This window comes from Xanthomonas campestris pv. badrii, assembly GCF_012848175.1.
Classification (GTDB): Bacteria; Pseudomonadota; Gammaproteobacteria; order Xanthomonadales; family Xanthomonadaceae; genus Xanthomonas; species Xanthomonas campestris_C.
The window spans coordinates 1,659,933-1,683,071 of record NZ_CP051651.1; the positions used below are offsets into that span (position 1 = coordinate 1,659,933).

General features: G+C 64.3%; 13 protein-coding genes and 1 other RNA gene. 12 read left to right on the forward strand and 2 right to left on the reverse strand.

What is annotated here, in order from left to right; genetic code table 11:
• The first annotated feature begins 82 nt into the window (after positions 1–82).
• The 11 genes from HG421_RS07110 to HG421_RS07160 all read left to right on the forward strand — a co-directional run bounded on the left by HG421_RS07110 (position 83) and on the right by HG421_RS07160 (position 20,835).
• Complete coding sequence (locus HG421_RS07110) at positions 83–2,806, forward strand: TonB-dependent receptor (protein ID WP_169705818.1); 2,724 nt, start codon at positions 83–85, stop codon at positions 2,804–2,806.
• 111 nt (positions 2,807–2,917) lie between these two features.
• Complete coding sequence (locus HG421_RS07115; RefSeq protein ID WP_169705819.1) at positions 2,918–5,176, forward strand: cellulase; 2,259 nt, start codon at positions 2,918–2,920, stop codon at positions 5,174–5,176.
• Positions 5,177–5,282: 106 nt separating this feature from the next.
• A complete protein-coding gene (locus tag HG421_RS07120; RefSeq protein ID WP_169705820.1) occupies positions 5,283–7,199 on the forward strand; it encodes a sialate O-acetylesterase in 1,917 nt (638 codons plus the stop codon).
• A gap of 83 nt (positions 7,200–7,282) precedes the next feature.
• Positions 7,283–8,953, forward strand: coding sequence for a GH35 family beta-galactosidase GalD (gene galD / locus HG421_RS07125; RefSeq protein WP_282434636.1), 1,671 nt, complete (start codon positions 7,283–7,285; stop codon positions 8,951–8,953).
• Positions 8,954–9,012: 59 nt separating this feature from the next.
• A non-coding RNA gene (locus HG421_RS07130) (sX9 sRNA) lies at positions 9,013–9,086 on the forward strand.
• 66 nt (positions 9,087–9,152) lie between these two features.
• Entirely contained in the window at positions 9,153–12,056 is a 2,904-nt protein-coding gene (locus tag HG421_RS07135) for a TIM-barrel domain-containing protein (RefSeq protein ID WP_169705822.1), read from the forward strand.
• 91 nt (positions 12,057–12,147) lie between these two features.
• Positions 12,148–14,520, forward strand: coding sequence for a glycoside hydrolase family 95 protein (locus HG421_RS07140; RefSeq protein ID WP_169708113.1), 2,373 nt, complete (start codon positions 12,148–12,150; stop codon positions 14,518–14,520).
• The gene (gene xylB, locus HG421_RS07145) at positions 14,517–16,010 is read left to right on the forward strand and encodes a xylulokinase (protein ID WP_169705823.1); all 1,494 of its coding nucleotides are present in this window, start codon (positions 14,517–14,519) and stop codon (positions 16,008–16,010) included. Before HG421_RS07140 ends, xylB begins: the two co-directional genes overlap by 4 nt.
• Before the next feature lie 36 nt (positions 16,011–16,046).
• On the forward strand, positions 16,047–17,384 hold the full coding sequence (gene xylA / locus HG421_RS07150) for a xylose isomerase (RefSeq protein ID WP_169705824.1): 1,338 nt from the start codon (positions 16,047–16,049) through the stop codon (positions 17,382–17,384).
• A gap of 85 nt (positions 17,385–17,469) precedes the next feature.
• Positions 17,470–18,897, forward strand: coding sequence for a sugar porter family MFS transporter (locus tag HG421_RS07155; RefSeq protein ID WP_169705825.1), 1,428 nt, complete (start codon positions 17,470–17,472; stop codon positions 18,895–18,897).
• A 390-nt stretch (positions 18,898–19,287) separates the two neighbouring features.
• Positions 19,288–20,835, forward strand: a complete 1,548-nt coding sequence (locus HG421_RS07160) for an MASE1 domain-containing protein (RefSeq protein WP_169705826.1) — start codon at positions 19,288–19,290, stop codon at positions 20,833–20,835.
• On the opposite strand, the gene HG421_RS07165 is transcribed toward HG421_RS07160, so the two are convergent.
• Both HG421_RS07165 and HG421_RS07170 read right to left on the reverse strand, forming a co-directional pair.
• Complete coding sequence (locus HG421_RS07165; protein ID WP_228331118.1) at positions 20,780–21,394, reverse strand: hypothetical protein; 615 nt, start codon at positions 21,392–21,394, stop codon at positions 20,780–20,782. The genes HG421_RS07160 and HG421_RS07165 overlap by 56 nt on opposite strands.
• 373 nt (positions 21,395–21,767) lie before the next feature.
• Positions 21,768–21,977, reverse strand: a complete 210-nt coding sequence (locus HG421_RS07170) for a hypothetical protein (protein ID WP_168968104.1) — start codon at positions 21,975–21,977, stop codon at positions 21,768–21,770.
• A gap of 36 nt (positions 21,978–22,013) precedes the next feature.
• Between HG421_RS07170 and folE2 the strand changes: the two genes are divergently transcribed.
• A complete protein-coding gene (gene folE2 / locus HG421_RS07175; protein WP_169705827.1) occupies positions 22,014–22,937 on the forward strand; it encodes a GTP cyclohydrolase FolE2 in 924 nt (307 codons plus the stop codon).
• Positions 22,938–23,139 lie beyond the last annotated feature (202 nt).

Below are 23,139 nucleotides of genomic sequence, written 5' to 3' on the forward strand. Positions count from 1 at the left end.
CGGGCCAGCAACAACGACGGGCAGGGCGTTCGCGCACCGGTCCGCTAAAACAAGAAGTGCATGCGTCCTGGGAGGGAGCACCATGTCAGTGCAACATCGCCACATTCCGGCAGGCCGGGCTGTGGGTCAGCGTTCGATCCGTGATTTCCGCCGCTCGGTGATGGCCATCAGTGTGGCCACGCTGCTGAGCGCGCAGGCCTATGCGCAGGATGCGACCACCACCGCTGCACCGGCGTCGGATGCAACCACCCAGCAGCTGGACACGGTGCAGGTCACCGGTACCCGCAGCAGCGTCACCAAGGCGCAGCTGGTCAAGCAGAACGCCGAGCAGATCGTCGATTCCATCGTCGCCGAAGACATCGGCAAGCTGCCCGACAACAACGTCGCCGAAGCGCTGCAGCGCATTTCCGGCATCCAGATCTCGCGCAACTACGGCGAAGGCAGCTCGATCGCCATTCGCGGCCTGACCCAGGTGCGCACCGAGCTCAATGGCCGCGATATCTTCACCGCCAACGACGGCCGTGGCCTGAGCTTCGAAGACGTGTCGGCCGAACTGCTCGGCGGCGTCAACGTGTACAAGAACCCGTCGGCCGACATGATCGAAGGTGGCCTGGGCGGCACCGTCGACCTGCGTACGCGCCTGCCGTTCGACTATGAAGGCCGCAAGATCGCCGGCAGCGTGCAGTACAACCATTACGACCTGGCCGACGACGGCAAGCCGGCGTTCTCGGGCCTGTTCAGCGACCGCTGGCAGACCGGCATCGGCGAGATCGGCATCCTGGTGAACTACTCGCAGCAGAAGAGCCCGTTCCGCCAGGACACCATCTCGATCGAGCCGTGGTACACCCAGACCGATCTGCCGGGCTACGAAGGCCAGGGCGTGTCGGTGCCGCACGGCGCCGGCATCAACACCACCGTCGGCGAGCGCGAGCGCAAGACCGGCGCCTTTGCGATGCAGTGGCGTCCGAACGATGATGTCGAGGTCTATACGCAGGTGCTGCGGTCGGACTACGACTTCAGCTGGCACGATTACTCGTTCTTCGCGCTGACTGGCGCCAACCCGATGCAGGGCTTGCCCGGCATCCAGGTCAACAGCCGCAACGAGTTCGTCAACGGCTCGTTCCAGAACGTGCCGACCGAATCCAACACCAGCCTGACCGAGCGCCACTCGGTGACCACCGATTACTCGCTGGGCGCCAAGTGGACGGTCAACGAAAAGCTGATCCTGAGCACCGACTTCCAGTACGTCGATGCCACCACCAAGGGCACGCGCTACATCATCGCCACCGGGCAGGACACCAGCCCGCAGTTCAACGTCGACTTCCGTGGCGATCTGCCGCGCCTGTCGGTGACCGACGCCAGCGGCGCGGAAGGCTATCTGGCCGACGTCAACAACTATGACGGCTGGCGCTGGCACCTGGACAACAAGGACGACAACACCGGCACCGAGTTCGCCTGGCGTTCGGACATGGATCTGGCGTTCGACAGCGATTTCGTGCGCAGCTTCAAGGCCGGCGTGCGTTATACCGACCGCGATGCCGAGACCAAGGGCAACGTGTGGCGCTTCATGTGCATCAACGATTGCTCGGGCACGCCGTTCTCGCAGTTCCCCAGCATCGGTCTGGTGGCCAACCCGATCACCGACTTCTTCCGCGGTGAGAGCAGCACCTTCGGTCGCACGCTGACCGCGTCGGACGCGGCGGTGGCGAACTACGAGCAGAGCCTGGCCACCTTCGGTGCCAGCCCGCTGGAATTTGCGCCCAACAACATCAACACCCAGAACGAGAAGACCTACGCCGCCTACGGCGTGCTGCGCTTCGGCGTGGACGGCGATATCCCGTTCGACGGCAACATCGGCGTGCGCGTGGTGCGCACCGAAGTCGGCTCACGCGGCGTACGCACCGGCACCGACGCTGAAGGCGGCGGCCTGATCCCGGTGGATGCGCAGCAGACCTACACCGACGTGTTGCCGAGCTTGAACCTGCGCTGGATGCTGAGCGATCAGTTGCAGTGGCGGTTTGCGGCCTCGCGTGGCATCTCGCGTCCCACCTTCGACAAGCTCAACCCGAACCTGAGCCTGAGCACCGGCACCTCGTCCAGCGGCGCCTCGACCTTCACCGGCACCGCAGGTAATCCGAGCCTGGAAGCGGTCAAGGCCGACCAGTTCGACACCGCGCTGGAGTGGTACTTCGGCCAGGGCTCGATGATGTACGGCACCGTGTTCTACAAGAAGGTGGAAGGCTTCATCGCCAATGCCGTCTTCAACGAGGTCTACGACGGCCAGGTGTGGCAGATCACCCGCCCGGTCAACGGCGATGCCGGCAAGATCCGTGGTGCCGAACTGGGCTACACGCAGTTCTTCGACTTCCTGCCGGGCTGGTTGAGCGGCTTCGGCCTGCAGACCAACTACACCTATGTCGACAGCGAGGCGCCCAGCCCCACCGCCACCGACACCAACGGCCAGTCGTTGACGGTGCCGCTGGAAGGACTGTCCAAGAACAGCTACAACGCGATCCTCAGCTACGAAAACAAGCGCTTCCAGGGCCGTGTGGCCTACAACTGGCGCAGCGACTGGCTGGTGACCACCGCGGGCAACGGCACCGGCAACCTGCCGGTCTACAACAAGGGCTTCGGCCAGCTGGATGCCTCGCTGCGTTTCAACATCAATGATGTGTGGTCGATTTCGCTGGATGGCGTGAATCTGCTCGATACCCGTCGCGAGAGCTACCTGGGTGTCGAGTCGCGCTACCGCGACTTCGTGATCAACGATCGTCGGTATGGCCTGACCTTGCGGGCCAGCCTGTAGAACGCGCCGTAGGAAGTGCGTCTCCGGTCCGGCGAGCTGTGCAGGCAGCTCGTCGGGCCGGTGTTTTTCCTATCGATGGCGCTGCCATCGATCGCGAGGGGAGCCGGAGGAATGATCGCCATGATCGATCCGCCTACTAAGCGCCGCTTTTGCGCAGCACACGCGTGGCTGAAGGCTGTTTGCCTGACGCTGGTGTTGCCCTTCATGACGCCCCACGTGTCTGCGGCCGAGCCCGGCACGCCAGGGCCGTATCAGTGGCGCAGTGTCGCCATCGGCGGTGGCGGCTTCGTCACCGGCGTGCTGTTCCATCCCGCCGAGCGCGATCTTGCCTACGCACGCACCGATGTCGGTGGCGCGTATCGCTGGGATGCGCGGGCGCAGCAGTGGATTGCCCTGACCGACTGGCTGGGTGCGGACGACTGGAACCTGATGGGGATCGATGCATTCGCCATCGACCCCGCCAATCCCGAGGCCATCTATCTGGCAGCGGGCACCTACATGCACGAGCGCGCCGGCAATGCGGCGGTGCTGCGCTCGTTCGACCGCGGCCGCAGCTTCGAGCGCGCCGACCTGCCGTTCAAGCTGGGCGGCAATCAGCTCGGCCGCGCCAACGGCGAGCGGCTGGCGGTGGACCCGCACGATGGCCGTGTGCTGTTGCTGGGTTCACGTGATGCAGGCCTGTGGCGCAGCGACGATCGCGGCGCGCACTGGGCGCGGGTGGAAGGATTTCCTGCCGATGCATTGGCCGGTGCCACCGCGCGCAACCATGTCGGACGCGACCAGGCGGTGGGGATCGCCTTCGTCGTGTTCGACGCCGCCAGCGGCCGCGCCGGCAGTCCGACACCACGCATCTATGTGGGCGTTTCCACCGCGCAAACCAGTCTGTATGTCTCCGACGATGCCGGCCGCAGCTGGGTGGCAGTGGCCGGGCAACCTAGGGGGTTGCGTCCGAGTCACATGGTTGGTGGCAGCGACGGGCAGTGGTACCTGAGTTATGGCGATCAGCCTGGCCCGGATTTGATGGCCGGTGGTGCGCTGTGGAAGTACAGCCCGGCACAGCGGCGCTGGCGTGAGATCAGCCCGATTCCGCAGCCGGCCAACGGCGATGGTTTCGGCTGGGGCGCGGTGGCGGTGGACCCGCGGCAGCCGCAGGTCATCCTGGCCAGCACCTTCCGCCGCCGCACGCCGCGCGACGAGCTGTTTCGCAGCGTCGATGGCGGCAAGCACTGGACGCCGCTGTTGGCCGATGCGGTGTTCGACCATGGCGCCGCACCGTGGACCGCGCAGGCAACGCCGCACTGGATGGGCGCGCTGGCGATCGATCCGTTCGACAGCAACCACGCGCTGTTCGTCACCGGCTACGGCATCTGGGCCTCGCGTAATCTGCGCGATTTCGCCGGCAAGCGGCAGCCATTGCAGTGGTGGTTCCAGGACCGCGGGCTGGAAGAAACCGTGCCGCTGGATCTGCTCAGCCCGATGGCCGGTGCGCATCTGCTCAGCGCGCTCGGCGATATCGATGGCTTTCGCCACGACGACCTGGACAGCGCGCAGCTGCAATACGTCGGCCCGCGCCTGACCAATGGCGAGAGCATCGACGCCGCGGGACAGGTTCCGATGACGGTGGTGCGCAGCGGCACCGTGCGCAATCGCCGCAACAACGAAATCCGCGCGCTGTATTCGCGCGATGGCGGTGCGCACTGGGAGGCGTTTGCCAGTGAACCGCCGGCCGGGCAGGGCGCCGGTACGATCGCCATCGGCGCCGATGCGGCGCAGGTGGTGTGGTCGCCGGCGCAGGGCGGCAACTGGCGCACCGCGGATTTCGGTACGCACTGGCAGCGCGTGCAGGGCCTGCCCGCCACCGCCGTGGTAGTGGCCGACCGTGTCGATGCGCAGCGTTGGTACGCCGCCGATCCGCTCAGCGGGCGCCTGTACGAAAGTACCGATGGGGCGGCCAGTTTCCGCGATACCGGGCAGTCGCTGGGCACACCGGCGCGCGATGAGCGCGTACGTCCACAGCTGCGGCCCGATCCCTGGCGTGCCGGCGTGGTGTATCTGGCCAGTCCCGCACGTGGCGTGATGCGCTGGCAGGACGGCCGCCTGCAGACCCTGTCGACACTGGACCAAGCACGCTCGCTCGGCATCGGCAAGCCGCTGCGCGACGGCGCGCCACCGGCGCTGTATCTGGCCGGGCGCGTGGCCGGCGTGGACGGGGTGTTCCGCTCCGACGACGAAGGTACGCACTGGCTGCGCATCAACGACGACGCGCATCGCTTCGGCAAGCCATACAGCGTCACCGGCGACCCACGACTTCCAGGCCGGGTGTATTTCGCTACCGGTGGACGTGGCATCTTCTACGGCGACCCGCGATGAGCGTGCCGTCCCTTGGCGTGTCATCGCGCTGTCCTACCGTGTCCATCTTCGTCCCCCGTTGCCTCGTTGCGCGCCGACTGGCCGCGCCGCCCCTGGAGATCACTGCATGACTGTCACCTTCGTTCGCCGCGCCTGCCTGCTGGGCCTGGCGCTGGTCAGCCCGCTCGCAGCGGCGCAGCCGACCCTGCCACTGTTGTTCAGCGATGGCGCGGTGCTGCAGCGCGACCAGCCGATGCCGGTATGGGGCTGGGCGACGCCGAATGCATCCATCAGCGTGAGCCTGGACGGCAAGCGCACCACCACCAAGGCCGACGCGCAGGGCGCATGGAAGGTCAGCCTGCCGGCGCACACTGCGGGCGGCCCCTATGTGCTGAGCGTGCAGGGCGACGGGGGCCAGCTGCAGGTGCGCGATGTGCTGGTTGGCGATGTCTGGTTGGCCAGCGGGCAATCGAACATGGAATGGCCGTTGGCGCAGGCCAGCGACGGCCCGCAGTTGGTAGCGGCGGCCAACGACCCGCAGCTGCGTCACTTCAAGGTCCCCAAGTCGTGGTCGGTGCAGCCGGAAGCACGCCTGACCGGTGGCGACTGGAAAGCCGCCACGCCGGCCAACGCCGGCGAGTTCACCGCGGTGGGCTACTTCTTCGCCAAGGAGCTGCGCGCCAGCACCGGCGTGCCGATCGGCATCATCAACAGCAGCTGGGGCGGCAGTGCGATCGAGGCATGGATGGACGCCGCCTCGCTGGGCTTGAACGCCACCCAGAACCAGGGCGCCATCGAGGCGATCAAGCAGCGCGATGCCGCGGCGCAGGCCGCCACCGGCAAGCGCATCGCGCGCTGGCCCAAGGTCGATGGCGACACGCCGCAATGGCGTGAGGCGGACTTCGACGACAGCGACTGGGACAGCATCCCGACCAGCCAGCAATGGGAGGCCAGCGGCTTCGATGGCATGGACGGCATCGCCTGGTACCGCACCACCTTCACCTTGACGGCTGCGCAAGCCAAGGCCGGCATCGCGCTGGGCGTGGGTCAGATCGACGACTCGGACATCACCTACGTCAACGGCCAGCAGGTGGGCAGCACCGACAAGCAGTGGAAGCTGCCGCGCGTCTACCAAGTGCCGGCAGCGCTGCTGAAGGCCGGCGTCAATCACATCGCGGTGCGGGTGGAAGATCTCAGCGGTGGGGGCGGCATGCATGGCCCGGACGAGCAGCGCTTCGTGCAGACCAACGATGGCACCAAGCGTGCATTGAGCGGCTGGAAGTTCCGCCCCGCGGCGGTGCGCGTCTCGTTGACCGACAACAAGAACCAGCTGCCCACGCTGCTGTACAACCAGATGATTCACCCGCTGCAGCCGTTCCCGGTCAAGGGCGTGCTCTGGTACCAGGGCGAAACCAATGCCAGTCAGAGCGGGGCGGTGAAATACCGCGAGCAGTTTGCCGCCATGATCCAGCAGTGGCGCGCCGAACGTGGCCAGAAAGCCCTGCCGTTTTTGTGGGTGCAGCTGGCCAACTTCAAGGCCGACGGCGACAAGGGCGAGCTGAGCCCGTGGGCGTTGCTGCGCGAGTCGCAATCCAAGACGCTGGCACTGCCGGCAACCGGGCAGGCGGTGATCATCGATATCGGCAAACCCACCGACATCCATCCCACCAACAAGCGCGATGTCGGGCATCGCCTGGCGCTTGCCGCACGCCACGTGGCCTATGGCGAAACACTGGTGTACAGCGCGCCGGTATTCAAGCAGGCACGCTTCGACGGCGACAAGGCTGTGCTGACGTTCGATCTGCAGGGCAGTGCGCTGCAGGTGCGCGGCGGTGGGGCGGTGCAGGGCATGCGTATTGCCGGTGCCGATCGACGCTTCCATCCGGCCACCGCCCAGATCGACGGCGACCGCATCACCGTGCACAGCGACGCGGTGAGCGCGCCGGTTGCGGTGCGCTATGGCTGGAGCGAGAACCCCGACGACGCCAACCTGATCAATCGCGAGCAGTTGCCCGTTTCCCCCTTCCGTACCGATACCTGGTGACACGGAGTCTTATGACCATGCATTCCCCCGTTACGCACGCAGCTTCCCGTTCCAATGTCCGTCACTGCCTGCGCCCGCTGCTGCTGTCCGCGCTGACGCTGGCCCTGGCGGCCTGCCACTCCGGCGAGCAGGACAGCGCTGCCAAGCCCGACGCCGCCAAACCTGCGGCGAACGCGCCCGCCACCGCGCCGGCCTCTGCGCAGGCACCGGCGACGCAGACGCCGATGCCGCAGTTCGTCAGCAAGAACGGCAAGCATGCGTTGCTGGTCGACGGTGCGCCGTTTTTGATCCTGGGCGCGCAGGTCAACAACTCCAGCAACTATCCCGGCGTGATGGACAAGGTGTGGCCGGCGATGCAGGTGCTGGGCCCCAACACCATGCAGGTGCCGATCGCCTGGGAGCAGGTGGAACCGGAAGAAGGCAAGTTCGACTTCTCCTTCGTCGATACGCTGCTCGCCCAGGCGCGCGAGCACAAGGTGCGGCTGGTGCTGCTGTGGTTTGCGACCTGGAAGAACAATGGCCCGCAATACGCGCCGCATTGGGTCAAGACCGACAACCAGCGTTTCCCGCGCGTGGTGACCCGCGAAGGCAAGTCGATCGGCTCGCTGTCGCCGCATGCACCGTCCACGCTGGAGGCCGACCGCAAGGCGTTCGTCGCCTTCATGCAGCACCTGAAGAAAGTGGACCCGCAACACACCGTGATCATGATCCAGCCGGAGAACGAGCCGGGCACCTACGGCAGCGTGCGCGACTTTTCGCCAATGGCGCAGAAGCTGTTCGATGGCCCGGTGCCGGAGGAGCTGGTCAAGCGCTTGAACAAGCAGCCCGGCACCTGGGCGCAGGTATTCGGCGCCGATGCCGATGAAGTGTTCCATGCGTGGTCGATCGGCCGCTACATCGACCAGGTCGTGGAAGCCGGCAAGGCCGAATATCCGCTGCCGATGTATGTCAACGCCGCGCTGCGCGGCCCCTTCAATCCGGGCCAGCCCGGCCAGTACGCCAGCGGCGGCCCCACCGACAACGTGCTCGATGTGTGGAAGGCGGCCGGCCCGCATATCGATCTGTTGGCGCCGGACATCTACATGCCCGAGTACCGCATGTACACCACGGTGCTGGAGCGCTACGCGCGCCCGGACAATGCCTTGTTCGTGGCCGAAACCGGCAACCGCCCGGAGTACGCACGCTACCTGTTCCCGGCACTGGGGCACGATGGCATCGGTTGGTCGGCGTTCGGCATGGATTACACGCGCTATTCCAACTACCCGTTGGGTGCCAAGCACGTCAACGAAGAAACCCTGGCGCCGTTCGCGCTGGGCTTTGACCTGGTCAAGCGCGGCATGCGCCCGTTTGCCAAGGCCGCTTCCGAAGGCAAGTTGCACGGCACCGCCGAAGAACCCGGCCAGGCCGTGCAGGAGCTCAAGCTCAACGACCGCTGGAGCGCCACCATCACCTACGGCGTGCCGCAGTTCTGGTTCAAGGGCGACCCGCCGGGCAACCCGGAACCGATCGGCGCTGCGCTGATCGCCGAGCTGGGCCCGGACGAGTTCCTGGTCACCGGCTACCACGCGCGCGTGACCCTGCACCCGGCCAGCGAAGCCACCGCCAACATGATTTACGACCGCGTCGAAGAAGGTGTCTACGAGGGCACCGACTGGAAGTTCGTGCGCAACTGGAACGGCGACCAGACCGACTACGGGGTCAATTTCTCCAGCGCGCCGCAGCTGCTCAAGATCACGCTAGCCACTTACAAATAAGCAGGAATGACAACGGCGATGCGCAGCATCCGTTGGATGCGGCCAGTACCCGCTGCAACATGGACCACGCGTCCGCTCCGGATGTTGCGCGCCGCCCGCACCACACTGACGACCGCTCGCGCCGTCGTCGGCACCTTCTGAATACCACCCATGCGCTGCCGCCCCCGCGGCAACGTTTCGCAATTCCAAGGGAGTGATCATGCAAACCACCATCCGTTCCGCCGGCCCCGCGCCTGCCAACCGACGTACACCGCTTGCCCATTGCCTGGCGTTGTCGCTGGCCCTGCTGGCCAATGCCGCGCACGCGCAGGAGGTGCGCAAGGCCGCCGATGGCGTCACCGTGGTGCCGAGCGCCAAGGGCGCCGCGCCGGTGCGACTGCAGGTGGTCGATGCCGGCATCATCCGCGTCAGCGCGGATCCGGACGGCGACTTCGCGCGCAGCCCCAGCCTGATGCGCGTGCCGGTGCAGGGCGACACCGCCTTCCAGGTGGCCGAGCAGGGCGACAACGTGCAGCTGAAGACCGGCAAGGTCACCGCCACCGTGTCCACCGTCGATGGCCATGTCAGCTTTGCCGATGCCAATGGCAAGCCGGTGCTGGCCGAAGTGGCCGGCGGGCGCAGCTTTGCGCCGTTGAAGGTCGAGGGCAAGCAGTACCTGAGCGTGCGCCAGCGCTTCCAGTCGCCCGATGACGAGGCGCTGTACGGCTTCGGCCAGCACCAGCAGGGCTGGATGAACCAGAAGGGCCGCAATGTCGAGCTGCAGCAGAACAACATCGACATGGCGGTGCCGTACCTGGTGTCCAGCCGCAACTACGGCCTGCTATGGGACAACAACTCGATCACCCGCCTGGGCGACCCGCGCGGCCTGCAGCCGCTGCCGAAGTCGCTGAAGCTGTACGACGCCAAGGGCAAGGCCGGCGCGCTGACCGCACGCTATGCGATCAACGGCAAGCAGGTGCTCGAGCGCCGCGAGAGCGAGGTGAACTATCAATACATCAGCGACCTGAGCAAGTTCCCCAAGAAGGCGATCACCAAGGACAAGGACAGCCGCATGCAGGTCAGCTGGGAGGGCGAGATCGAAGCGCTCACCGGTGGCGAGCACACCTTCTCGCTGTACTCGAGCGAGTACGCCAAGCTGTACGTGGACGGCAAGCTGGTGATCGACCGCTGGCGCCAGAACTGGAACCCGTGGAATCACGAGTTCAAGCTGGAGCTGGAACCGGGTACGCGCCACACCGTCAAGATCGAGTGGGACCTGATCGACCCCAGCTACATCGCGCTGCTGCACCGCGACCCGCTGCCTGCCGCCGAAGCGAAAGATCTGTCGCTATGGTCCGAAGCCGGCCAGATGATCGACTACTACTTCGTCTCCGCCGATTCCTACGACCAGGCCGTGGCCGGCTACCGCGAGCTCACCGGCAAGTCGGTGATGCTGCCCAAGTGGGCCTATGGCTTCTGGCAGAGCCGCGAGCGTTACAAGAGCCAGGACGAGCTGGTGGGTGCGGTGGCCGAATACCGCAAGCGCAAGCTGTCGCTGGACAACATCGTGCTCGACTGGTCGTACTGGCCGGAAGACGCCTGGGGCTCGCATGATTTCGACAAGCAGCACTTCCCGGATCCGGACGGCATGGTCAAGGCCGTGCACGACATGCACGCCCAGATCATGATTTCGATCTGGCCCAAGTTCTACCCCACCACCGCCAACTACAAGGAACTGGACGCGGCCGGTTTCATGTTCAAGCGCAACGTGGAAGTGGGCGAACTGGACTGGATCGGCAAGGGCTACAAGAACTCGTTCTACGACCCGTATTCGGAAAAGGCCCAGGCCATCTACTGGCGCCAGGTCAACGAAAAGCTCAACAGCAAGGGCTTCGATGCCTGGTGGATGGACGCCGACGAACCGGACGTGCATTCCAACCTGGACATCGGCGAGCGCAAGGCACGCACCACGCCCAATGCGCTGGGCTCGTCCACCGAATACTTCAACTCCTATCCGCTGCCGCACACCCATGGCGTGTACGTGGGCGACCGCGCGGCCGACGACAAGCGCGTGTTCATCCTTTCGCGCAAGGGCTATGCCGGCACCCAGCGCAATGCGGTGGCGGTGTGGAGCGGCGACATCGTCTCGCGTTGGGACGACATGCGCGACCAGATCTCCGCTGGCGTCAACATGGCACTGTCGGGCCTGCCCAACTGGACCTTCGACATCGGCGGCTTTGCGGTGGAGAAGCGTTACGAAAGCCAGGATCCGGCGCACCTGCCGGAGTGGCGCGAGCTCAATACGCGCTGGTTCCAGTTCGGTGCGTTCGTGCCGATCTTCCGCTCGCACGGCCAGTTCCCGTACCGCGAAATCTGGAACATCGCTCCGGAAGGCACGCCGTTCTACGAGAGCATGGCCTACTACAACCGCCTGCGTTACGCCTTGCTGCCGTACATCTACAGCCTGGCCGGCGATACCTATCAGCGCGATGGCGTGATCATGCGCGGCATGATGATGGACTTCCCGGATGACGCGAAGGCACGCGACATCAACGACCAGTACCTGTTCGGGCCGGCGTTCCTGGTCGCACCGGTCACCCGTTTCGGCGCCACCTCGCGCCAGGTATACCTGCCGGCCGGCAGCAGCTGGCTGGATTTCGCCACCGGCAAGCGCTACGAAGGCGGCCAGACCATCGAGGCGGCCGCGCCGATCGAACGCATGCCGCTGTTCGTGCGTGCCGGCTCCATCGTGCCGACCGGCCCGGTGCAGGAATACGTGGACCAGACGCCGGATGCACCGCTCACCGTGGTGGTCTACACCGGCGCCGATGGCCAGTTCTCGCTGTATGAGGATGACGGCAAGGGCTACGGCTACGAGAAGGGCGAGTTCAGCCGCATCCCGCTGGTGTGGAACCAGGCCAAGGGCGAGTTGAGCATCGGCAAGCGCGAAGGCAGCTGGACCGGCATGCAGGCCAAGCGCACCATCAATGTGCGTTTCGTCGATGGTCCACGCGCCGACGCCGGTGCGCTGGAGCCCAAGTCCGACACCAGCATCCAGTACGACGGCAAGGCGGTCAGCGTGTTGCAGCGCAAGATTGCGTCCGGCAAAGCGCGTCGTCGATGATCGCAGGCTGTCTTCAGTCGATGAGCGAGCAGATGCCGGAACGCCGCAAGGCAGTCGCGGGCGGTTCCGGTGAGGCAGCACGGCGGTGGCCGTGCTGACCCGGCGCGAACTGTGCAAGGCCACCGGGGCCGCGCTTGCGGTCCTGGGCGCCGCACCGGTAGCCGCGCAGGCTGCGCGTCCCGGCAGTGGCGCGGGCTTGCCGGCCGTAGCGCCGGCAGACGCGCTGCAGCTGTGGTATCGCGAACCGGCCAACGAATGGGTGGAGGCCTTGCCGGTCGGCAATGGCCGACTCGGCGCGATGGTGTGGGGCGGCATTGCCCACGAGCGCCTGCAACTCAACGAAGACACGCTCTACGCGGGCGGCCCCTACGATTCCACCAGCCCGGAGGGATTGGCCGCGTTGCCGCAGGTGCGCGCGCTGATCTTTGCCGGCCGCTATGCCGAGGCCGAGCAACTGGCCGACGCCAAGCTGTTGTCGCGCCCGCTCAAGCAGATGCCGTATCAACCGTTGGGCGATCTGTTGCTGGATTTCGATCGCGCCGACGGCATCAGCGAGTACCGTCGCCAGCTCGATCTGGACACCGCGGTGGCCACCACCACGTTCCGCTCCGGTGGTGCCGTGCACCGTCGCGAGGTATTCGTGTCGGCACCGTCGCAGTGCGTTGTGGTGCGCCTGTCCTGCGATCGGCCAGGCGGTATTTCGTTGCGGGTCGGCATCGACAGCCCGCAGAGCGGCGAGGTCACGGTGGAGCAGGGCGGCCTGCTGTTCAGTGGTCGCAACAGCGGCTTTGCCGGTATCGACGGCAAGTTGCGTTTTGCCTTGCGCGTCGTGCCCAAGGTCAGCGGTGGCACCGTCAGCCATGTGCGTGACCGGCTACGTATCGAGGCTGCCGATGAAGTGGTGTTGCTGCTGACGGCCGCAACCAGTTTCCAACGTTTCGACGCGGTGGATGGCGATCCGCTGGCGTTGACGGCGGCAAGCCTGCAGAAGGCCGCCAAGTCCGATTACCCCGCATTGCTGGGTGCCCACCTTGCCGATCACCGGCGCCTGTTCCGGCGCGTGGCGATCGACCTGGGCACCAGCGAGGCGGCACGCCTGCCCACCGACGAACGCATGCAACGGTTCGCAGCCGGCAACGATCCGGCCATGGCGGCGCTGTACCACCAGTACGGTCGCTATCTGCTGATCTGCAGTTCGCGGCCCGGCACCCAGCCGGCCAACCTGCAGGGCATCTGGAACGACCTGATGCAGCCGCCGTGGGAAAGCAAGTACACCATCAACGTCAACACCGAGATGAACTACTGGCCCAGCGAGGCCAACGCACTGCACGAATGCGTGGAACCGCTGGAATCCATGCTGCTCGACCTGGCCCAGACCGGGGCGCATACCGCTAAGGCGCTCTACGACGCGCCGGGTTGGGTGGTGCACAACAACACCGATCTGTGGCGCCAGGCCGGGCCGATCGACGGTGCGCAATGGAGCCTGTGGCCGATGGGCGGCGTCTGGCTGTTGCAGCAGCTGTGGGACCGCTGGGACTATGGCCGCGACCGCGCGTATCTGAGCAAGATCTACCCGTTGTTCAAGGGCGCGGCGGAGTTCTTCGTTGCCACCCTGGTGCGCGACCCGCAAACCGGCGCGATGGTCACCAACCCATCGATCTCGCCGGAAAACCAGCACCCGTTCGGCGCGGCCGTGTGCGCAGGTCCCACCATGGACGCGCAGCTGCTGCGCGACCTGTTTGCGCAATGCATCGCCATGGGCAAGCTGCTGGGCGTGGATGCGGCGCTGGCACAGCAGTTGGCGAGCCTGCGCGAGCAATTGCCGCCCAACCGCATCGGCAAGGCCGGGCAGTTGCAGGAGTGGCAACAGGATTGGGATATGGACGCGCCGGAGATCCATCACCGCCATGTCTCGCATCTGTATGCGCTGCATCCTTCCAGCCAGATCAATCTGCGCGATACGCCCGAGCTTGCCGCTGCAGCCAAACGCACGCTGGAGACGCGTGGCGACAACACCACCGGCTGGGGCATCGGCTGGCGGTTGAATCTGTGGGCGCGGTTGGCCGACGGCGAGCATGCGTATCGCATCCTGCAATTGCTGATTTCGCCCGAGCGCACCTACCCGAACCTGTTCGACGCACACCCGCCGTTTCAGATCGACGGCAACTTCGGCGGTACCGCCGGCATCACCGAAATGCTGTTGCAAAGCTGGGGCGGCAGTGTGTTTCTGCTGCCCGCATTGCCCAGCGCCTGGCCGCGCGGCAGCGTGCGTGGCCTGCGCGTGCGTGGCGGTGCCAGCATCGACCTGGAATGGGATGGCGGTCGCTTGCTGCAGGCACGCCTGCACAGCGATCGTGGCGGGCGCTATCAACTGTCCTACGCAGGGCAGACCCTGGACCTGGAACTGGGCGCGGGCCGCACCCAGCAGGTGGGACTCAACAACAACCGATTGGTGAAGCAATGAGCTTGTACGTAGGACTGGACGTGGGCACGCAGAGCGTCAAGCTGGTGGCCTACGCTCCGCAGGAGCGCGCCGTGGTCGCCACCATCGCCGCGCCGATGGAACTGATCAGCCGCGACGACGGCACCCGCGAGCAGCAGGCGCAGTGGTGGGTCGACGGCATCGTGCATTGCTTTGCGCAGCTCGATGCCGACCAGCGTGCGCAGGTGCGCGGCATCTCGGTGTCCGGCCAGCAGCACGGCTTCGTGCCGGTGGCTGCCGACGGCAGCGTCACCGCGCCGGTGAAGCTGTGGTGCGACACCAGCACCGCGCTGGAATGCGACGAGATCATGGACGCCGTGGGCGGCGCGGCGGGTAGCGTCGCGGCCGCAGGCAACCCGATCCTGGCCGGTTACACCGCATCCAAACTGCCGTGGACGCGCAAGCATCGTCCCGACGCCTATGCGGCCATGACCACGGTGATGCTGCCGCACGACTACATCAATTTCTGGCTCACCGGCGAGCGCTTTGCCGAAGTCGGCGATGCCTCCGGCACCGGCTGGCTGGATGTACGCACACGGCAGTGGTCCGAACGCATGCTCGGCGCGGTGGATGCGCAGCGCGATCTGCGCACCGCACTGCCGCCGCTGGTGGACACCGGCGCGGTCTACCCATTGTCCGATGCCGCGGCCGAGGCGCTGAACCTGCCGGCCGGCGTGCGCGTGACCACCGGCGGTGGCGACAACATGATGGCCGCCATCGGCACCGGCAACGTGGTGCCAGGCCGCCTGACCATGAGCCTGGGCACCAGCGGCACCTTGTTCGCTTACGCCGATCACCCGGTGGTGGACGACGATGCGCGCTGGGCTGCGTTCTGCTCGTCCAGCGGCGGCTGGCTGCCGCTGATCTGCACCATGAACTGCACCGTCGCCACCGAGGCGGTGATGCGCATGTTCTCGATCACCCGCGAGCAGACCGAGTCGATGATCGCCGACACCGCGCCGGGCGCCGACGGGCTGGTGTTGCTGCCGTTCTTCAATGGCGAACGCACGCCCAATCTGCCCGATGCACGCGGCTGCCTGTTCGGCATGGACCTGCACAACACCACCGCCGCGCATTTCTATCGCGCCGCGATGGAAGGGGCCACCTATAGCCTGCGCAATGGCTTCGATGCCTTCGTCGCCGCCGGCCTGCAGTTCGACACCATCCTGCTCACCGGCGGTGGCAGCAAGAGCGCGCAGTGGCGGCAAATGGTCGCCGACGTGTTCAACCTGCCGGTCGTGGTGCCGACCCAGCCCGAGGGCGCCGCCTTCGGTGCCGCCTTGCAGGCGCTATGGGCCTGCGAGCGCGACGATGGTGGCACCGATGCGTTGTCGGATGTGGTGCTGGAGCACCTGCAGGTGGACGACGCACTTGCCGCCCAGCCCGACCCGCAGCGCGTGGCCCAGTACCAGCAGCATTACCAGACCTTTCTCAAGCACCTGCACGTCGTCAGCCCGCTCTACGCTGACTGATTCACTACTCCCCCAGAACCAAGGACATCACACCCCATGAGCAACACCGTTTACATCGGCGCGAAGGAATATTTCCCCGGCATCGGCAAGATCGGCTTCGAAGGCCGCGACTCCGACAACCCGCTCGCGTTCAAGGTCTACGACGCCAACAAGACCATCGGCGACAAGACCATGGCCGAGCACCTGCGCTTTGCCGTGGCCTACTGGCACAGCTTCTGCGGCAACGGCGCCGATCCGTTCGGCCCGGGCACGCGCGCCTATCCCTGGGATGTGGGCAACACCGCACTGGCGCGCGCCGAAGCCAAGTCCGATGCCGCGTTCGAGTTCTTCACCAAGCTCGGCGTGCCGTATTACTGCTTCCACGATATCGATCTGGCACCGGATGCCGATGACATCGGCGAGTACGAACACAATCTCAAGCACATGGTGGGCATCGCCAAGCAGCGCCAGGCCGATACCGGCATCAAGCTGCTGTGGGGCACCGCCAACCTGTTCTCGCACCCGCGCTACATGAATGGTGCATCGACCAACCCGGACTTCAACGTGGTCGCGCGTGCCGCGGTGCAGGTCAAGGCCGCGATCGATGCGACCGTTGAACTCGGTGGCGAGAATTACGTGTTCTGGGGCGGCCGCGAAGGCTATGCCTGCCTGCACAACACCCAGATGAAGCGCGAGCAGGACAACATGGCGCGCTTTTTGACCCTGGCACGTGATTACGGTCGCAGCATCGGCTTCAAGGGCAACTTCCTGATCGAGCCCAAGCCCATGGAGCCGATGAAGCACCAGTACGACTTCGACAGCGCCACGGTGATCGGCTTCCTGCGTCAGCACGGCCTGGATCAGGATTTCAAGCTCAATATCGAAGCCAACCATGCCACGCTCTCGGGCCACAGCTTCGAGCACGACCTGCAGGTGGCCAGCGATGCCGGCCTGCTGGGCAGCATCGACGCCAACCGCGGCAACCCGCAGAACGGCTGGGATACCGATCAGTTCCCGACCGACCTGTACGACACCGTCGGCGCGATGCTGGTGGTGCTGCGCCAGGGCGGGCTGGCCCCGGGCGGCCTGAATTTCGACGCCAAGGTGCGCCGCGAATCGTCCGACCCGCAGGACCTGTTCCTGGCCCACATCGGCGGCATGGACGCGTTCGCACGCGGGCTGGAAGTGGCCAACGCGCTGCTGACGGCTTCGCCGCTGGAGCAATGGCGCGCCGAGCGCTACGCCAGCTTCGACAGCGGTGCCGGTGCGGCATTTGCCAACGGCACCAGCACGCTGGCCGACCTGGCCAGCTATGCCGCCGGCAATGCACCCACGCAGATCAGTGGCCGCCAGGAAGCCTACGAGAACCTGATCAACCAGTATCTGACGCGTTGATGTCCCGTGGCCGGCGGCGCACTGTGTCGCCGGCCGATGGCGCCCACCCCCGTGGCCGCTCCCTTGCATGTTCCCAGGTGAACCCATGTCCAGTGTTTCCATTGACGGCGCCCCCGATGCCGGCGAGAACACCCGTTTCATCATCCTGATCAGCTGCGTGGCCACCATCGGCGGCTTCCTGTTCGGCTTCGACAGCGGCGTGATCAATGGCACCGTCGATGGCCTGAAACAGACCTTCCAGTCCACCGCCGCCGAGACCGGTTTCGAGGTCGCCTCGATGCTGCTGGGCTGCGCCATCGGCGCCTTCTTTGCCGGCCGTCTGGCCGACCGCTGGGGTCGCCGTGCGGTGCTGATCATTTCCGCCGCGCTGTTCCTGCTCTCGGCCATCGGTGCCGGCGCCTCGCATAGCTCCGGCTTCTTCATCTTCGCCCGCGTGATGGGCGGCTTCGCCGTCGGTGCGGCCAGCGTCATCTCGCCGGCCTACATCGCCGAGGTCGCCTCCGCGCGTTACCGCGGCCGGCTGGCCACGATGCAGCAGATCGCCATCATCAGCGGGCTGTTCTGCGCGTTCCTGAGCAACTACCTGCTGGCCAACGCCGCCGGCGCCTCCACCGAGCCGCTGTGGGCCGGGCAGGCCGCGTGGCGCTGGATGTTCTGGATGCAGGCGGTCCCCTCGATCCTGTTCCTGGTGCTGCTGCTGGTCATCCCCGAGAGCCCGCGCTATCTAGTGGTCAAGGGCCGCCGCGAGCAGGCGCTGGTGGTGCTCAAGCGCCTGTACGGCAACGCGGCCGCGCAGACCAAGCTGGCGGAGATCGCCGCCTCGATGTCGGCCGACCAGCACAAGCCCAAGTTCTCCGACCTGATCAACAAGGCCACCGGCAAGATCCGCCCCATCGTCTGGATCGGTATCGGTCTGGCGGTGTTCCAGCAACTGGTCGGCATCAACGTGGTCTTCTACTACGGCGCGGTGCTGTGGCAGGCAGTGGGTTTCTCCGAGCAGGACGCCTTGCTGATCAACGTGCTCTCCGGCGGCCTGAGCATCGGCGCCTGCCTGGTCACGGTGATGCTGGTAGACAAGATCGGCCGCAAACCGCTGCTGTGGATCGGCTCGGCCGGCATGGCCGTCTCGCTCGCCTTGGTCACCTATGCATTCGCCACGGCCTCGTTGGACCCCAATGGCAAGCTCGCCATGTCCGATGCCATGGGCATGCTGGCGCTGGTGGCCGCCAACGTCTACGTGGTGTTCTTCAATGCCTCCTGGGGCCCGGTGATGTGGGTCATGCTGGGCGAGATGTTCCCCAACCAGATCCGCGGCTCGGGCCTGGCCATTGCCGGCGCCGCGCAGTGGACCTCCAACTTCGCCATCACCGTCAGCTTCCCGATCCTGCTCGGCAGCATCGGGCTAGCCGGCGCCTACGGCATCTACACCGTCGCCGCGTTCATCTCGGTGTTCTTCGTGCTCAAGTACGTCTACGAGACCAAGGGCAAGGAATTGGAGCAGATGGAGGGCTGATTTCGACGGTTATGCTGATATCGGCATGGAAGGTGAAGAAGGCCGCGCAATGCGCGGCCTTCTTCGTTGGGGTGATTCAAACGCTATGCACGCTTGCATAAGCCGCGCCAGCAAGCCAAGCCGCGCGGCAAGGTCAGGTTCGCATCATGAGCACTGCGCTTGCGTCTCTCCCGATGCGTCGTTGGATGCATCGGCTATCGCTTGCTACCGAGCCCGGCGTTCATCCATGTATGGGGCTAATGCACCAGCAAAGTGCAATGCGCGTCGTTAAACGCACACGCTACATGCCAAAAACGTATCCGCCCTTATCGCAATGTGTGCGCCATCGCTATACTCCATCGATCAGTTCCCTCCAGACTAGGAAGACTCGTGGAACCAAGGAGTGGTGGTATGGCGGTAGCTAAACAAGTCCTGAGAGGCACGCTGATCAGCGTGTGCTACTGCTTGGTATTTCTGATTCTCTGGCGCCTGTCCATTGATCAATGGTATCTGCCGGTTGGCTTGCGGGTCGTCACTTTGCTTTTTCGACCATATAGAGAATGGCCGTACCTGTTGTTAGGGGACGCTGTGGCAATGTTGGTCTTGCGTATTCCCCTAGGCGAAATGCAGGGATTCAACCCCCTATGGTCTTATCTGAGTCCGTTTCTGCATGCACCTTTAATCGCTAGCGGCATTTTTGTGCTTCGCTACCATGTTCCTCATATTATCAAAAGCCAGCATTGGCTAATTCCTGCCGCACTCGCATTGGGGCTTTGGAATGCAGTATGCAGCATGTTATTGAATGAGACGCTCGGTGGACCGCCGATATATCCCGTGATCGATCTGCTCTTGCGCTATTGGTCAGGCAGCTATCTCGGAATCCTGGTTTTGTTGCTTCCGGCGATGCTGTGGGCAAACTGGAATGACGGTCCAGTGCATTCCGGTCTTCCAAGGGATTTTGCTATTTCAGTCGTTGTCATCCTCGTTTTTTTCTTCAGTCTGGGCATATCGAAAGATCAATCGATTCGCAACATCTTGATGGTCGCAATACTTTTGCCGATGATTGTCCTGACCCTAAGGCATGGATGGAGAGGTGCTGCATTGGGGTCGCTATTGGCAAGCTTCGCGCTTGAATTTTCTCTTCCCCGGGTCTACCAGATTGGATTCTTTGATCAAAACGTTTTCAGTATCCAATTGCTCTACGCGCTCACGACGACGGTTCTCTTCGTCTTTAACGCACGCCTGCGTGATCCTGCCCGTAATAGGGCTTCCAATCGTGCGAAGGATGATCCTTTGATTTTTGCTCGTGCGAGCTACTCAAGTGCTGAACGTCTTTTGCGCAATCGTGTGCTTGAATATTCTGATATAAATGTGCAGATCAATAGAATGCGCAAAGATGTTGTAGCTGATTTGAGGGCGAAAGGACAGCATGCCATAGCTATGGAGATGACTAGGGTTGGTGTCCTTGAGTCGCAGTTGTTGCAGCAGTATGTAGCATCATTATATCCGTTGGAAATCGAGACGCATGGGTTATATCAAGCCTTGCGCTCGCCGGCGCTTGAGCGCTTCTGTCGATCTCAATTCGAGCATGTGTTACGAGGGAATTGCAGAAATCTTTCGCTAGAGTTACAGCTGAGCGCGTACCGCAGCGTGCTCAACTGTGTCGAGATATTGCCGTCAGCAAGCAGGCATTTCATCCAGGCGCGTGCTTGGACAGGCAGAGGGGCTAGGGGGGTTATGGTACGCGTCATTGCAGATTCTTCGTCAGCTGAGCTGGTTGGACGCGACTCAAATGACATTGAGGCCGAACTGGAAGCGCGATTGAAAGCGCATGGCGGCACACTCCGCCGCCGCCATGCGTTGGTTCTCACCTTTCTTGTTGCTGAGTCCGATTCCGTGGCAGTCAGGGGGAGACTATCCACTGGTCCCCAATTGCTTCCCGCCGCGTTAGTACCGTGAAGTTTTTTGTCTTATAGACGAGTCGTGCCTGACTGCGTTGGATTGCATCAAGTGTTGCCGAATCATCTGAGCCCGTGCTTGCAGAAATCTTGTTTTCTGGAGACAGCACGACGCGATCTACATCCTTCCCCATCGGTAAAGTCCAAAGTGCGTTGTCCACTCTGGCGACTACCGCACGGACCACGCCGGTGACATCATTGATCTGCAAATAGGTGACTCCATCACGATGCAGTTCATATATGGCAAGAGAGGAGTCAATGGCAAGGTTGGCGGATTTTGGGTTGCTATCGCCAAGTCCCGTCATTGCATTTGCGCCGATACCGCCGGTTCCACAGCATTGGGCCATTGCCGCGCTCGATGCAAACAGTCCGGCGATTAAGCAAAAGGCCTTAAGCCAATTTTTTACGTTTTTCATGATTTGCCTTCCCCCTGCATGGGGCAGTTTTGCCTGCGATTCAGGCCCTTGTACGTTACGTCCTGACGAAGAATTTTTGTTGCTTGTTTGTCGCAGAAAATCGTTGAGTAATACCTTGCTAGCAAAATAGCGATAAAAATCCACTTGGAACGTGTTCGTTAGGCCCTAGACCTGTCGATCTGCCCAGTCTGTATAGCGTCACGGTGGGGCCAACTGACCGGCTCAGCTCGAGTTCGTTGCTAGCGCGCGTAAACCACTCAGCCGCCCGCTGGTAGTGCACTTGTCCCCAACGGCGCGGAACTGCTGGGTGTGGTGATCGGTCGCGTCCTGGAACGCTGTGAGGCGCTGGGCGCAGTCGATCTCAATGCAGCAACGCCAGGCGTTGTAGGTCTGAGAGATGTATTAGGCCGTAGGCGGCTTTTGGACACGAAGAGATGAACGCGGGGGGCGCAGGACGACAGCGGCAAGCTTGCTTTTTCTGGATAAATGTTACTTTATAACAATTAATCTTGGCCGCTCAGTCTTGCCTTCCATGTCCTGCCTTCTTCCATGCTGCCGCTGCCGTCTCGAATCCCACCGCGCTCAATGCTGCCGTTTGCTGTGCCGGCGCCTGTGCGGCGACAACCATCAGGACGAGCTGGCGCAGACCCTGCATGCCGGCATCGACGACTACTTCGCTCTCAACGCCCAGCACATCAGCCGCTCTTAAGCATTCCCCTTCGCGCACGACGCGTATTCCCACTTTCCGATCAACGAGTTTGCGATGTCCGCCACGCTTCCCGATGTTGCCGTTTCCGAAACCCCCACGTTGAGCGCACCGCTGCGCTGGGTGGGCATGCACGACATTGCCATTCCTGTGCGCCTGGACGAGGCCGAGCCCGGCGCAACCGTGGGCGCGCGCGCCAGCGTGCAGGTGGACCTGCCGCGGCCCGAAGTGAAGGGCATCCATATGTCGCGGTTGTACCGCTTGCTGGACCGGCATCTGGAACAGCCGGTCTCGCCAGCGATGATGTCGCAGTTGCTGCAGGCCTTGATCGACAGCCATGCCGATTGCGGCAGTCGTGCCGCCCGGGTCTCGCTGGCGTTCGAGGTGATGCTGCGGACCCCGGCCCTGTTGAGCGAGGGCTGGGCAGGGTGGCGCGCGTACCCGGTGCGTCTGGAGGCCCAGTGCAGGGCAGGGCAATGCCATCTGCAGTTGCAGATCGATGTGCTGTACGCCTCCACCTGCCCATGTTCGGCCGCCTTGTCGCGGCAATTGCTGAGCGATGCCTTCCTGCAGGAACATGCTGGACGCGAGACGCTGGAGCGAGAAGACGTGGCGCAATGGCTGCGGGTCAATGGCTCGCATGCCACACCGCATAGCCAGCGCAGCATCGCGCAGGTGCGGGTGGACCTGCCTGCCCGCCAGCAGCGTCTGGAGATTCGCGAGCTGATCGGCGTGTGCGAGCGCGCACTGGCCACGCCGGTGCAGGCGGCGGTGCGGCGCATCGACGAGCAGGCCTTCGCCCGTTTGAATGGCGCCAACCTGATGTACGTCGAAGATGCCGCGCGGCGCCTGCGTCAGGCGCTTGCCGAGCGCTATACGGCATTTCATGTGGCAGTACGCCATCTCGAAAGCCTGCATGCCCACGATGCGGTCGCCGAAACCGATAGCGACGTGAGTGGCGTGCACCCGTTCGCCAAGTGAGGAGCGAGCATGTACTGCAGTGTCCGAGACCTGTTGTGTGCGCGGCGAGCAAACGCAGTCGCTGGTTCACCGCCCGGTGTAGCGGCATGCACGCGCTGCGCAGTGCAGGTTGCGTCGCTGCTACCGGTGCTTCGGCACGCATTGCTTGATGTGATTGGTGCTGCTTGCTGCACGCACCGGGTCAGGCGTGGCGCGGTGCAGG

Excerpts from the sequence above, each read along its gene's own strand:
- xylA (WP_169705824.1), top strand. The coding sequence starts at position 16,047 with ATGAGCAACACCGTTTACATCGGCGCGAAGGAATATTTCCCCGGCATC.
- HG421_RS07115 (WP_169705819.1), top strand. The coding sequence starts at position 2,918 with ATGATCGCCATGATCGATCCGCCTACTAAGCGCCGCTTTTGCGCAGCA.
- folE2 (WP_169705827.1), top strand. The coding sequence starts at position 22,014 with ATGTCCGCCACGCTTCCCGATGTTGCCGTTTCCGAAACCCCCACGTTG.
- xylB (WP_169705823.1), top strand. The coding sequence starts at position 14,517 with ATGAGCTTGTACGTAGGACTGGACGTGGGCACGCAGAGCGTCAAGCTG.
- HG421_RS07155 (WP_169705825.1), top strand. The coding sequence starts at position 17,470 with ATGTCCAGTGTTTCCATTGACGGCGCCCCCGATGCCGGCGAGAACACC.
- HG421_RS07160 (WP_169705826.1), top strand. The coding sequence starts at position 19,288 with ATGGCGGTAGCTAAACAAGTCCTGAGAGGCACGCTGATCAGCGTGTGC.
- HG421_RS07110 (WP_169705818.1), top strand. The coding sequence starts at position 83 with ATGTCAGTGCAACATCGCCACATTCCGGCAGGCCGGGCTGTGGGTCAG.
- HG421_RS07135 (WP_169705822.1), top strand. The coding sequence starts at position 9,153 with ATGCAAACCACCATCCGTTCCGCCGGCCCCGCGCCTGCCAACCGACGT.
- HG421_RS07120 (WP_169705820.1), top strand. The coding sequence starts at position 5,283 with ATGACTGTCACCTTCGTTCGCCGCGCCTGCCTGCTGGGCCTGGCGCTG.